The organism is Streptomyces achromogenes (genome assembly GCF_030816715.1).
Classification (GTDB): Bacteria; Actinomycetota; Actinomycetes; order Streptomycetales; family Streptomycetaceae; genus Streptomyces; species Streptomyces achromogenes_A.
This window is the reverse complement of sequence record NZ_JAUSYH010000001.1, coordinates 6,878,941-6,891,547: the sequence shown is the minus strand read 5'-3', so window position 1 is coordinate 6,891,547 and position 12,607 is coordinate 6,878,941. Positions and strand designations below refer to the sequence as shown.

The 12,607-nt window shown below is 73.2% G+C and carries 12 protein-coding genes and 1 pseudogene; 6 read left to right on the top strand and 7 right to left on the bottom strand.

Annotated features, from left to right (window positions below):
• Nucleotide 1: 1 nt before the first annotated feature.
• Entirely contained in the window at nt 2-1,564 is a 1,563-nt protein-coding gene (locus QF032_RS30720; RefSeq protein ID WP_307060427.1) for an IucA/IucC family protein, read from the bottom strand.
• Between the two features lie 142 nt (nt 1,565-1,706).
• Between QF032_RS30720 and QF032_RS30715 the strand changes: the two genes are divergently transcribed.
• The 3 genes from QF032_RS30715 to QF032_RS30705 are packed head-to-tail and all read left to right on the top strand — an operon-like array spanning nt 1,707 to nt 5,378.
• The gene (locus QF032_RS30715) at nt 1,707-3,245 is read left to right on the top strand and encodes an IucA/IucC family protein (protein WP_307058316.1); all 1,539 of its coding nucleotides are present in this window, start codon (nt 1,707-1,709) and stop codon (nt 3,243-3,245) included.
• Nucleotides 3,246-3,288: 43 nt separating this feature from the next.
• A complete protein-coding gene (locus tag QF032_RS30710) occupies nt 3,289-4,551 on the top strand; it encodes a VWA domain-containing protein (protein WP_307058314.1) in 1,263 nt (420 codons plus the stop codon).
• Nucleotides 4,551-5,378 carry a hypothetical protein gene (locus QF032_RS30705; RefSeq protein ID WP_307046989.1) on the top strand — a complete coding sequence of 276 codons (828 nt, stop codon included), beginning with the start codon at nt 4,551-4,553 and terminating at the stop codon, nt 5,376-5,378. The genes QF032_RS30710 and QF032_RS30705 overlap by 1 nt, the downstream gene beginning before the upstream one ends.
• Nucleotides 5,379-5,497: 119 nt before the next feature.
• Here QF032_RS30705 and QF032_RS30700 read toward each other — a convergent pair whose 3' ends face one another.
• Nucleotides 5,498-6,136 (bottom strand): winged helix-turn-helix transcriptional regulator, encoded by a 639-nt coding sequence (locus tag QF032_RS30700; RefSeq protein ID WP_307046987.1) that lies wholly within the window; start codon nt 6,134-6,136, stop codon nt 5,498-5,500.
• Between the two features lie 86 nt (nt 6,137-6,222).
• On the opposite strand from QF032_RS30700, the gene QF032_RS30695 reads away from it, so the two are divergent.
• From QF032_RS30695 to QF032_RS30685, 3 genes are all read left to right on the top strand, one after another.
• The gene (locus QF032_RS30695; RefSeq protein ID WP_307058312.1) at nt 6,223-7,431 is read left to right on the top strand and encodes a pyridoxal phosphate-dependent aminotransferase; all 1,209 of its coding nucleotides are present in this window, start codon (nt 6,223-6,225) and stop codon (nt 7,429-7,431) included.
• A 149-nt stretch (nt 7,432-7,580) separates the two neighbouring features.
• Entirely contained in the window at nt 7,581-8,213 is a 633-nt protein-coding gene (locus tag QF032_RS30690; RefSeq protein WP_307058310.1) for a hypothetical protein, read from the top strand.
• A 119-nt stretch (nt 8,214-8,332) separates the two neighbouring features.
• Nucleotides 8,333-8,764 carry an acyl-CoA thioesterase gene (locus QF032_RS30685; protein WP_307046981.1) on the top strand — a complete coding sequence of 144 codons (432 nt, stop codon included), beginning with the start codon at nt 8,333-8,335 and terminating at the stop codon, nt 8,762-8,764.
• 2 nt (nt 8,765-8,766) lie between these two features.
• On the opposite strand, the pseudogene QF032_RS30680 reads toward QF032_RS30685, so the two are convergent.
• From QF032_RS30680 to uraD, 5 genes and pseudogenes are all read right to left on the bottom strand, one after another.
• Nucleotides 8,767-8,973: pseudogene (locus QF032_RS30680) on the bottom strand (transposase); the annotation flags it as partial.
• 116 nt (nt 8,974-9,089) lie between these two features.
• Nucleotides 9,090-10,469: an 8-oxoguanine deaminase gene (locus tag QF032_RS30675; protein ID WP_307058308.1), complete on the bottom strand. Its 1,380-nt coding sequence runs from the start codon at nt 10,467-10,469 to the stop codon at nt 9,090-9,092.
• Between the two features lie 118 nt (nt 10,470-10,587).
• A complete protein-coding gene (gene pucL / locus QF032_RS30670) occupies nt 10,588-11,535 on the bottom strand; it encodes a factor-independent urate hydroxylase (protein WP_307046977.1) in 948 nt (315 codons plus the stop codon).
• Between the two features lie 5 nt (nt 11,536-11,540).
• Nucleotides 11,541-11,939: a hydroxyisourate hydrolase gene (gene uraH / locus QF032_RS30665; RefSeq protein WP_307046975.1), complete on the bottom strand. Its 399-nt coding sequence runs from the start codon at nt 11,937-11,939 to the stop codon at nt 11,541-11,543.
• Between the two features lie 8 nt (nt 11,940-11,947).
• Entirely contained in the window at nt 11,948-12,457 is a 510-nt protein-coding gene (gene uraD / locus QF032_RS30660; protein WP_307046973.1) for a 2-oxo-4-hydroxy-4-carboxy-5-ureidoimidazoline decarboxylase, read from the bottom strand.
• Nucleotides 12,458-12,607 lie beyond the last annotated feature (150 nt).

The window sequence follows — 12,607 nt, the reverse complement described above, 5'->3', positions numbered from 1 at the left end:
ATCATGTGCGGCGGGCGTCGGCGTCGTCGGCGAGCGGGTTGGGCAGCGGCCGATAGCGGGCGTCCGCGCCGTCCGCCCCCGTCCAGCGCAGCAGCAGGTTCGTCTTGCCGGGCAGGGTGGGCGCGGTGAGCAGGGCGGCCGTCTCGGGGAGGTCGTGGCGGGCCAGTGCGCGGCGTGCCGCGGGCCACGGGGCGAACCCGGGGTGGTGTGCGACGAGGGCCGCGGCGACCTCGCACAGATGGTTCACCACCAGGCAGTACACCAGCCGCTCCCAGCCGGCCGCCCGCTCCACGTCCGGCAGGAGTTTCACGCCCTCGGCGTCCCGGAAGAGGGCCTGCACCGGGATGCCGTCGGCGTCGACGGCGACGAGCGTGTTCTGCAGATGCGCCTCGAGGACGACGCCGTGGCCGGCGAAGGCCTCCAGGGCCGGCGGGACGACGGCCGACAGGTACGCCTCCCACCATCTCGCCGGGTCCGTCGTCGCGGCCAGCGGGCTGCCGTCGAAGCCCTCCACGAGGCCCGCGGCGAGCAGCGGGGTCGCGCCGGGCAGCACGGGAGCGGCCAGCCCGTCGCGGACCAGGACGGCGAGCGCCTCGAAGGCGAAGTCGGCGGTGCGGTAGCCGCGGTCGCTCAGCCAGGCCGCCGGGCCGTCCCAGGTCGCGAAGGCCCGGGCCGCCGCGGCGTCGGTCCGGCGCAGCTTCAGCAGGTCGTGCCGCCACAGCCGGCGGACGTCGTTGGTGATGCGCACGTCGAGGCTGAACTTCAGACACAGGTCCCGCTCGGGTGCGTACACCGTGCGCACGGCGGCCGTCGGCCAGACGTCGTACGCGGTCGTGCCCAGCCGGACGAGCCGGCCGTCGGCGAAGGCGGGCGCGAGCTCCCGGGCCGCGAGGCCGAGCTGCCAGGGGTGGGCGGGCAGCAGCCGGTACCCGGGCGGCGCGTCGCCGAGGGCGTCCAGCGCGCGGGTGTCGCCCTCCTCGACGACGGCGTCCTCGCGCAGTCCCAGCAGGACGAGCGGGAAACGGGCGTGCGCCTCGGGGGCGTACGGCAGCCAGCCGGCCGGGGGGCCGCCGCCGCGCGCCTTGGGGGCGGGGTGGTGGGGGTGTCCGGTGATCAGGGACTGTTCGGAGCGCAGGTAGAGGTCGGCCGGCGCGGCGGCACACGCGCGCGCGGTGAGCAGCGCCGCCACCGCGTCCCGGCTGTCGATCATCTCGGCAGGCAGGTCGGGGTTGTCCCGTCCGGTGCGCAGGCGCAGCGCCTCGGCGGTCAGGGCGACCAGCCCGGGGTGGTCCAGCGGGCGCCAGGCGCCGGCCTCGTACACCTCCGGTGCGGTCGGCCGGCGGTCGCCGCGCACGCGCAGCAGCCGGCCGCCGGGCAGCCGGTGGACCGGCCGGCCGTCGCCGCCCGGCGCGCGGGGCAGCGGTTCGGCGAGCTCCCGCAGCAGGCAGTTCAGCAGCGGCGCGGCGGCGTACGCGTCGGCACGCCCGGCGACGCCGTCGCCCGGAGCCCCGCCGGGTGACGCCGGGGGCGCGGCGCCGGCGGCCGCCGGCCGCGGGGGCGGCATCGGCTCGGGGGGCGGGGGGATGAGGTCCACGCGATCCACTGGTTCCCTGGTTCCCTACGGTTCTGCTGGGCGGAGACGATCAAGTATCGCTGTCGTCACGAGCCGTCCGCGACGCCGTACCCGTACCCCCAGGAGCTCTCCCGTGCACCGTCCCCCCAGCGTCGAGACCGACCTGGCCGAAGAACTGGCCGCCGTACGTCCCGCTCTCGGCCCGCGGTTCGCGGCCGCGCTGCCCGGGGCCCGGGCGGCCGTGCTGACCCGGCTGTGGCGGGCGCTCGCCCACGAGCCGCTGCCCTGGGTGGCCGGCCGCGAGGGGTGCGGTCCGCGGGGCCGGGAGGGGCTGCTGCTGCGGCTGCGCGACGGCCGCCGGCTGCTCGGCCCGCCCGCGGACCCGTACACGACCGCCCCCCGTGTGACGGAGGTGCGCCTGGACGGCACGGCGTACGACGACCCCGCCCGGCTGCTGACGGAGCTGACGGTCCCGCACGGTGCGGGCTTCGCCGCCGAACTCGGCCACGGCGTCGCGTCGTTGGCGTTGTCCCGGGCCGGTCAGGACCCCGACCACGCCTGCCTGACGGACCCGAAGGAGTGGCCGGCGCGGGACTGGGAGTGGGAGCAGCGGGTCGTCGACGGGCATCCGTATCACCCCAACTGCCGTGCGCGGCCCGGCTTCTCGGTGGCCGAGCAGCTGGCGTACGGTCCCGAGCACCGGCCGTCGGTGCGGCTGGGGCTGCTGCCGGCGGCCGCCGCGGACTGCCTGGTGTCGGGCACATGGCCGGAGCATCTGCGGGACGGCACGCGGCTGTTGATCCCGGTGCATCCGTGGCAGGCGGCGCATGTGCTCGGCCGGAGCGGCCGGGAGGCAATGGCGGCGCGTCCGCTGATGTCGCTGCGCACGCTCGCCCTCGCGGACGGCCTGCACGTCAAGACCTCGTTGAGCACCCGGCTGACCTCCTCCGTGCGGGACATCTCCGTCGGCTCGGTGGCCGCCTCCGCGGTGCTGTCCGCGTTCGCGGAGACCCTGGCGCCGCACGCGCACGGCCTGCTGCACATGACCCGGACGCTGGGCGCCGCGACCGCCTGTTCGCCGGACCTGGCGGCCGTGCTGCGCGAGTCGCCGCGGGAGTACGGGGGGCCGGGCGAGCACGTCGTCCCGGTGGCCGCCCTGGCCGGCACCGGACTGCCGCGTGACAGCGCCTGGTTGGGCCGCCTGGCCCGGCTCGGGCTCACCGTCGGGCTGCGCATGCTGGAGCTGGGCGTGGCGTTGGAGGCGCACGGCCAGAACCTGCTGGTGGTGCTGTCGCCTTCGGGCGAGCCGCTGCGGCTGGTCTACCGCGACCTGGCCGACATCCGGGTCAGTCCAGCGCGGCTGGCCCGGCACGGCGTCCCGCTGCCCGACGGCCTGCCGGCGCGGATCGTCACGGACGACGTGACGGTGCTGCGGCGCAAGCTGTTCGGCTCGCTGGTGGCGGGCGCGCTGGCGGGGACGGCCGGGAGCGGCCGGGCGCTGGGCGCGGCCCTGGAGAGCGCGGTGCGGGATCTGCCGCGCACCCCCGACCTCGTGGCGCTGTGCGAGGAACCGCTGCCGGCGAAGGCGCTGACGCTGATGCGGCTGTCGCCGGGGACGCCCGGGGACCAGTGGGCCGAGCTGCCCAACCCGTTGCGGTGGCAGGCGGACTGACCCCGTTTTGTGGCGGGCCGCCTCTGATCAATAGGATCCGCCGATGATCAGAACACAACGGCTGGCGGCGGGCGTCTGCGCCCTGCTCGCCGCGCTCGCGGCCGGGATCGCGTTCCCGGCCGGGGCGACAGCCGACGAGACCACCGCCGCCGCACCCAAGGTCGACCTGGTCCTCGACGTCAGCGGGTCGATGCGCACGAAGGACATGGACGGCGGGACGCGGATGGCCGCGGCCAAACAGGCGTTCAACGAGGTGCTGGACGCGACCCCGGAGAACGTCCTCCTCGGCATCCGCACCCTCGGCGCCAACTACCCGGGCGACGACCGCAAGACGGGCTGCAAGGACACCGCGCAGCTCTACCCGGTCGGCCCGTTGGACCGGACCGAGGCGAAGACGGCGGTGGCGACGCTGTCACCGACCGGCTGGACGCCGATCGGTCCCGCCCTGCTGAAGGCCGCCGACGACCTCGAGGGCGGCACCGGCTCCAAGCGCATCGTGCTGATCAGCGACGGCGAGGACACCTGTCCTCCGCTCGACCCGTGCGAGGTCGCCCGCGAGATCGCGGCCAAGGGCATCGGCCTGACCATCGACACCCTCGGCCTGGTTCCCAACGTCAAGATGCGCCAGCAGCTCAGCTGCATCGCGGAGGCGACCGGCGGCACCTACACCTCCGTGGAGCACACCGACGAACTCACCGACCGGGTGAACCAGTTGGTCGACCGGGCCGCGGACCCGGTGGTCACTCCGGTGGCCGCCGAGGGCGCGGCCTCCTGTGCCAAGGCGCCCACGCTGAAGTCGGGTCTGTACACCGACCGCGAGGAGTTCGGGCAGGAGCGCTGGTACCGGGTCGACGTCGAGCCGGGCCAGGAACTGCGCGCCTCGGTGAGCGTGTCGGCGGACCGGGCCGTGAACCCCGACTACGGGGTGCTGCTGCGGGCGGTCACCGTGCACGGCCGGGAGATCGTGCGCGGCGAGGCCGCGGGCATCGGCCGGACCGACGTCGTCTCGACGGGTCTGCGCTACCCGAAGGCGGAGAGCGACGACGACGACGCCCCGGCCGAGACGGTGTGCGTCCAGGTGACCCACTCCTACTCTGCGGCGGCCGGCGTGAAGACCACGCCGGGCATGCCGCTGGAGCTGACCGTGGACGTGGTCGACGGCCCGTCGCAGGCGAGCGACGTGGCCTCCTTCGGCCTCGGCCGGGGCTGGTGGCTGCTGGGCGTCCTGGTGCTGGTCGGTTTCCTCGCGGGTGTGCTGTGGGGCTGGGCGTCTCGCTGGCGGGTCGCGGTCTGGAGGACCAACTGATGCGGATCACACGTGTGTTGAGCAGCGTCCTGCTGGTGCTCGGCCCGGTGGCGGGGCTGGCGCTCGGCCCCGCGGCCGCATCGGCCGCGGCCGACTCCACGCCGTCGGCGAGTCCGTCCGTCGGCGGTTCCGCGCCGACCGAGGCGGGCACCTCGTTCCGTACGGCGACGGAGATCGAACAGGGGCAGACGGCGACGGCGAACGGCTCCGCGGGTGACTACCTGTACTGGTCGTTCCCGGCGGACACCGGTCAGCGCCCCACCGTCAAGGCGACGGTGAAGCTGCCCGGGACCCATGCGGCGCAGACCTGGCAGGTCGACGTCTACGACGGTCTGCGGCGCCGTCAGGCCTGCCAGTACGGCGCGCAGACGCGGACCGCCGCGGCGGGCGCGAGCTCCGTCGAACTGGCCTGCGTGCTGCGCACGGTGCGCGCCTGGTCGGAGCCGTGGGCCGACGACCCGCTGCCGGGCACGTACTACGTCCGGCTGACGGTCCTCGGGCTGAAGGCGGCCGACCTGGGCCTGCCGGTCGGGGCGGAACTGCGGGTCGACTCCAAGGACATCGGCGGTTCCGCGGCCGTCGACGGTTCGCTGGCGAAGCCGCTCGTTCCGGGCATCGCGGTCAGGTCCGAGGCGGACAAGGACGATTCCTCGGCCTCGGCGGTGCTGTCGAGCATCGAGCCGGACGACGGCTGGGCGTCCGGCTGGTGGTCCGACCGGTGGGTGTGGACCGCGGTCGGCGCGGCGCTCGCCGCCCTCGCCGGGATCGGCGGATACACGCTGACCCGCGGCTCGGGACGACCGCGGCACGTACCCCCGGGCGCCTGACGCCTCCTCGCAGGGCCCACCGCGCGACGCGGTGGGCCCTGTCCCATGCCGCCGGCAGTACCTTTACCGCCGGGTCTGTCTCATGCCATCCGCAACGCGTTCGCCTTGCGGATCCTGCCTCATGCCGCCCGCAGCGCCTTCGCCGGCGGGCCCTCGCCGGCCACCTCGATCCGGCCGGCGCGCACGGCGTCCAGCACGCCCAGCTCCCCCCGGGCGACGGCCGCGGCGGCGTCCGCGTCCAGGGTGAGCAGGGCGTCGGGCTCCCGGGGGGCGCGGCCGTCGCCGTAGACCGGCCCGCCCGCCTCCCCGACGTGGAGGTGGAACGCGCCTTCCTCCAGCCGCACTTCGACCAGCCCCTCGTCCACCCCGCCGTGCCGCAGGCCGCGCAGCAGCGGCAGCGCGAACCAGTGGGCGCGCAGGGCGTCGGTGGGCCGCCGCTCACCCAGCTCGCCCTCCCCCCACGCCCCCAGCGCCTGCAGCACCGGCAGCAACTCCGCTCCACGACCGGTGAGTTCGTAGACGTACGCCGCGCCCGGCGGGGGCAGCCTGCGCCGGGTGGCCAGCCCGTCCCGTTCCATGTCCTTCAGCCGTGAGGCGAGTACGTCCGTACTGACGCCCGGCAGGTCGGCGTGCAGGTCCGTGTACCGGCGCGGACCGGCGAGCAGCTCCCGGACGATCAGCAGGGTCCAGCGGTCGCCGACGACGTCGAGGGCGCGTGCGGCGGAACAGTACTGGTCGTAGCTTCGGCGAGGTGACATGGCACGCAGTCTAGACATGTCGTTGGACTTTCCAAGCGGGAACTTGGTAAAACCAAGCAACACATCAACCGGAGGGGCGAGCGCGCATGGAGTTCCGGCAGTCGAACAAGTTGAGCGAGGTCTGTTACGAGATCCGCGGCCCGGTGATCGAGCACGCCGACGCACTCGAGGCGGCCGGCCACAGCGTCCTGCGCCTGAACACCGGCAACCCCGCGCTCTTCGGGTTCGAGGCGCCGGAGGAGATCCTCCAGGACATGATCCGGATGCTGCCGCGGGCGCACGGCTACACCGACTCGCGCGGCGTCCTGTCGGCCCGCCGCGCGGTGGCGGGGCGCTACCAGACGCTGGGCCTGGAGGTCGGCGTCGACGACGTCTTCCTCGGCAACGGCATCTCCGAGCTGATCTCCATGGCCGTGCAGGCGCTGGTCGAGGACGGCGACGAGATCCTCATCCCGGCCCCCGACTTCCCCCTCTGGACGGCCGTCACCACCCTCGCCGGCGGCAAGGCGGTCCACTACCTCTGCGACGAACAGGCCGACTGGTACCCGGACCTGGACGACATGGCGTCGAAGATCACCGCCCGCACCAAGGCCGTCGTCATCATCAACCCCAACAACCCCACCGGCGCGGTCTACCCGAAGGAGATCATCGAGGGCATCCTCGACCTCGCCCGCCGGCACGGCCTGATGGTCTTCGCCGACGAGATCTACGATCAGATCCTGTACGACGACGCCGTGCACCACTCGGTGGCCGCGCTCGCCCCCGACCTGGTCGTGCTGACCTTCTGCGGCCTGTCGAAGACCTACCGGGTGGCCGGCTTCCGGTCGGGCTGGCTGGTGGTCACCGGCCCGAAACAGCACGCCAGGAACTATCTGGAGGGCCTGACCATGCTGGCGTCCATGCGGCTGTGCGCCAACGCGCCCGCCCAGTACGCCATCCAGGCCGCGCTCGGCGGCCGCCAGTCCATCCACGAGCTGACCGCGCCCGGCGGCCGTCTGCACGAGCAGCGCACCGTGGCCTGGGAGAAGCTCAACGAGATCCCCGGCGTGTCCTGCGTGAAACCGAAGGGGTCGCTGTACGCGTTCCCCCGTCTGGACCCGAAGGTGCACAAGATCCACGACGACGAGAGGTTCGTCCTGGACCTGCTGCTGCGGGAGAAGATCCAGGTCGTCCAGGGCACCGGCTTCAACTGGCCGACCCCGGACCACTTCCGCATTCTCACCCTCCCGCACGCGGACGACCTGGAGGCTGCCATCGGGCGGATCGGCCGCTTCCTGAGCGGCTACCGCCAGTAGCGACGCCGCCGGACGGCCGGCGATCGCCGCCGGGAATGTCAGACCCCCGTCGTAGCCTCGGACGCGGCAGGTGAGACGCGACGAGACGCACGGGAGACCTACGGGGGCCCATGGGGGACCCGCAGCGGGTCGCCGGGAGGGAGCAGGCCGTGACACGACCGCCGACCGCTGCCCAGCGGCGGGTGATCGACGCCGCCGAACCGGTCACCGGGCGGCTGCGCGGCACGCCGGCACAGCTGGCGGCCCTGGTGCGGCACGGGCTCGCGTTCCGGCACCCCCGGCCGCCGCACGACCACTTCCTCACCCCGGCCGGCCACCGCGTCCGGGAGGCCGTGCCCGAACCGCCGGCCGCCCTCCCGCCGAAGGCGGACGGCGGCGAGGTGTTCGCCGCGCGCGTCGGCGGTGAGGAGGAGGCCGGGGCGGCGGGCCCCGCCCGGCTCCGTGAGGTGCACAGCGCCTGGCAGGGACTGCTGGAGCTGCGACGGATGACCAACACGGACGGCGGCACGGACCGTCCCTGCGGCTGGGAGCGCGCGCACCTGGTGCGGGCGGCCGCCCTGGCCCTGGAGGCGGCCGGACGCCGCCCCGCCGGACCCGGAGGAGGAGACGGCTACCGGGTACGGGCCACCCCGCAGCCGGAGGCGGTCGCCGTGCACGGGCCCGACGACGCGACGCTGCGCGCCTGCGCGGCGACACTGGAAGAGGCGGGCTGGCAGGTCGGCGAGCACACCGATCCCCGGACGAGAGCGCGCTATCTGCTGGCTTCCCCCCGCCGGATGTGAGGGACATGCCAAGATCGGTGCCCGGTGCATCGGTGGTCGGCGCACCGATGAACACGGCACCGATGAGCACGGCACCGATGAACAGGGCATCGCGTGCTCGTCGACGAGAAGGGGAAGCAGTGAGCGAGCCGTTTTCCGTCCGGGTCACCGTCCGCGGATACGAGACCGACGTGCAGGGACACCTCAACCAGAGCGTGTACATCAACTACGCGGAACACGCTCGCTGGTCGTTACTGCAGGCGGCGGGCATCAGCCAGGCCGGCCTGATCGGCAGAGGCGTGGGCCCGGTCGCCCTGGAGACCACCATCCGCTACCGGCGCGAGCTGCTCGCCGGGGACGAGGTCGACGTGTCCTGCGTCTTCGAGTGGGGCGGCGGCAAGACGTTCCGCATCGAGCAGACCATCACCCGGGCGGACGGCACGGTCGCCGCCGAACTGAGCGCGGTCGGCGGCCTGCTGGACCTGAAGAAGCGCCGGATGGTCGCGAACCCGCAGGACTACTTCAGGGAACTGGCCACCGAACCGGCCCTGTTCGGACTCCAGAGCCCTTGATCTTCAGCGGCCTTGTGGGCCATGGTGCTCTTGGCGAGAAACCTGGGGCGGAAGCCCTCCACCGCGATGGCGTCGTGGTCGCGCACGACCTTCCTGGCCCACTTGCGGCCGGTGTCCTGCCGCTGCCTGGCGACCTTCTCGTACGCCCTGGCCCGCAGCCGCTTCGCCTCGCGGTAGCCGTTCGAAGCAGCCTGCCCCTTGGCTGGTCGCGGACCGTTCCGGGGCGCGCGCGTCGAGCGCGCGCCCCGGTCACGGCCGCCGTGCACCACGCGGGTGTACGGCATCCGGCCGAGGGCCGTCCCCCTCGGCCGGAGTCCTCGGCAGGTCAGCCCTGCGCGGCGATCCGTGCCAGTCGCCGGGCCTCTTCGCGGGTCGAGCGGGCGACGGCGTCCTCGTCGACGGTCGACAGCCGTCCGTTCTCGACGATCTGACGGCCGTTCACGAAGGAGGCGGTGACCGGGGCCGCCGCGCCGAAGACCAGAGCGGTCACCGGGTCGGCGATGGAGGCGTGCGCGAGGGTGTCCAGCCTCCACAGGACCAGATCGGCGAGTTTGCCCGGCTCCAGGGAGCCGATCTGTGTCGCACGGCCCAGCACCTGGGCCCCGCCGAAGGTGCCGAGGCGCAGCGCCTGACGGGCATTCAGCGCGGCCTCGCGGTGCGCTCCGAGACGGTTGATGAGCAGGGCGTTGCGCAGTTCGGTGTGCAGTTCGCCGGACTCGTTGGACGCCGTGCCGTCGACGCCCAGGCCCACCGGGACGCCGGCCGCCAGCATGTCGGGGACGCGGGCGATGCCGGCCGCCAGCCGGGCGTTCGACGACGGGCAGTGGGCGACGCCCGTTCTCGTGCGGGCGAAGGCGTCGATGTCGGAGTCGTTCATGTGGACGCAGTGCGCCATCCACACGTCCTCGCCGAGCCAGCCGGTGGACTCGAAGTAGTCGGTCGGGCCCATCCCGAACAGCTCGTGACAGAACTTCTCCTCCTCGACCGTCTCCGAGCCGTGGGTGTGCAGGCGCACGCCGAGCCGGCGGGCCAACTCGGCTCCCTGGCGCATCAGTTCGGTGGAGACGGAGAAGGGCGAGCACGGGGCGACGGCGATCTGGGTCATCGCGTCGAAGGACGCGTCGTGGTGCCGGGCGACGGTCTCCTCGGTGGCGGCGAGGGCGCCGTCCAGCGTCTCCACCGCGAAGTCCGGGGGCAGGCCGCCGTCCTTCTCGCTGCGGTCCATGGAGCCGCGGGCGAGGGTGAACCGGACGCCCATGTCCCGCGCGGCGCCGATGATCGCGCCGGAGAGGTCGCCGGAGCCCCGCGGGAAGACGTAGTGGTGGTCCATGGCGGTGGTGACGCCGCCGCGGGCCATCATCGCCAGGGAGCCCTGGGCGGCCGCGCGGACCATCCGCTCGTCGATGCGTGCCCACGTCGGGTAGAGGGCGACGAGCCAGTCGAAGAGGTTGTGGTCGGTGGCCAGTCCCCGGGTGACCCACTGGTAGAAGTGGTGGTGGGTGTTGACCAGGCCGGGCGTGACCAGGTGTCCGGCCGCGTCGATGCGGCGTACGACGTTCTCCAGGCCTTCGGGGGCCCGGCCCGCGCCGACCGACTCGATGCGGTTGCCGGCGAGGACGACATGGCCGTCCGCGTGCTCGGTGTCCTGGGCGTCTACGGTCGCGATCGCGGCGTTCTCGATGACGATGCGCTGGACTGCTGCCATGGTTCGTCCTTCTCGCTGGACTGTGGGGAGGGGGCACGGCAGGACCCGGGGGCTTTGAGTGCCGCGGCCGGGCGAAGGGGGCTGCGCCGGCCGCGGGTGCCGAAAAGGTGGGTGGCGGTCAGAGGTTGGTGAGGTCCACCGGGATCCTCGCCGCACAGCCGTCCCGCAGGACGGTGGCCTCGATCAGGCCGTAGGGCCGGTCGGCCGCGTAGTACACCTCGTTGTCGTTCTTCAGCCCGAACGGCTGCAGATCGACGAGGAAGTGGTGCTTGTTCGGGAGCGAGAAGCGGACCTCGTCGATCTCCTCGCACCGGTCGATGATCCGCGAGCCCATCTCGTACAGGGTCTGCTGGAGCGACAGCGAGTACGTCTCGGCGAAGGCCTGCAGCATGTGATTTCTCACCTGCTCGTAGGACGTCTCCCAGTCCGGCGCCGGCTGCTCGTCGTCCGACCAGCGAAAGCGCCAGCGGGCGGAGACCTGGGTGGCCAGGATGCGGTCGTGGGCCTCGGGCAGCGTCGTGTACTTGTCCTTGACGAACCCCCAGAACTCGGAGTCGGTCGAGTTCATCACGACCAGGTCCTTGAGCCCGGAGACGACCTCCCACGACGACCCGTCATAGGTGATCTGGGTGAGCCGGGTCTCCTGGCCCTTGCGGACGAACGAGTGCTTGGCGTCGTCCGTGCCGGGGTGCCGGGAGGCCGCGCCGGAGGCGTCGATCCGCTCCCAAGCGTACTCCTCGACGCGGATCCGGGCCTTCCTGATGGGTTCCTGCGAGGTCACGAAGTGCCGCGCGAGATGGATGCCGAACTGCTCGGCGGACTCGATGCCGTGCTCCTTGGCGAACGCGTACACCGTGTTCTTGGTGGTGTCGGTCGGCAGGACGTTGGCGTTCGAGCCGGAGTAGTGGACCTCGTCCATGTCGCCGCTGAGCGCCACGGAGACGTTGAGGTCCTTGATGTGGTGGGTGGCGCCGTGCCGCGTGATCTTCACGACGCGGTTCTCGGCCTTGCCGTACTGGTTCTGTCCCAGAAGCACGGGGCGGCCCGGGCGGGGGTGGTCTGCCATGTCTGCTAGCTCCCTCGGTATACGGAGTAGCCGAACGGGTTGAGCAGCAGCGGCACGTGGTAGTGCTCGCCCGGCACGACGGCGAACGTGATCGCCACCTCCGGGAAGAACACCGCGGGATCGCCGCTGTCCCGATGCGCGGGGGCGTCCTGCTGCGGATCGGCTCGCTTGTTCTCGAAGTACGGCTCCACGGCGAAGTCGAGCCGTACGTGGGCGGTCCCTTCCGGCAGCGCCGGCAGGTCCCTGCACCGTCCGTCCGCGTCGGTCACGGAACCGCCGAGCGCCTGCCAGTCGGCGTCCCGGCCCGGGCGGGCGAGGAGACGGACGGCGACGCCCTCGGCGGGGCGGCCCGCGGAGGTGTCCAGGATGTGGGTGGACACCGAGGCGGTGGTGCTGGTGCTCATGGCGGGTCTCAGTCCTCTTCGACGAGTCGGGCGAGGCGAATGCGGTTGATCCTGCCCAGTTCGGTGCGGACGATCTCGCGCTCCCGCTCCGGCGCGTTGCCGAGGCGCTCCCTGACCGCGTCGCGCATCTGCTCGCCGGTGCGACCGGTGGCGCAGATCAGGAAGACATGGCCGAACTTCTCCTGGTAGGCCAGGTTGAGTTCGAGCATCTGCGCGCTGAGCTCCTCGGAGGCGCCGGCCATGCCGCGCTGTTCGCGGGCCGACGTGGCGTCACCCGGCAGGGGGCGGCCGATCGGCGGGTGCCCGGCCATCGCCTCCGCCAGGTCGGCGGCGCTCAGAGCGGCCGTGGCGGCGTCGCTCTCCGCGTAGAGGTCGGCGGCGGCGGTGTAGGGGCGGGCCGCGAGCAGTCGGTCCGCCCACGCCGTCGAGGCGCACGCCTCGTGGAGCGCGGCGCGGGCCGCGGACTCCTCGAGGCCGTTGAACCGGGCCAGGCCCGGGGACGGGGAAGTCGACGTCACGGAAGCCTCCATGGCCGCGTACGGCGGCCTTCGTGCTTGAGCGGGCTGTCGCAAGCTAACGCCCCTCGACGACGCCACGTCAACACTTTGTTGAAAATTCCGGGTGACGAACCCCCGCCGCGCCGGGGCGGCTGCGGCCGCCGGGCCCCG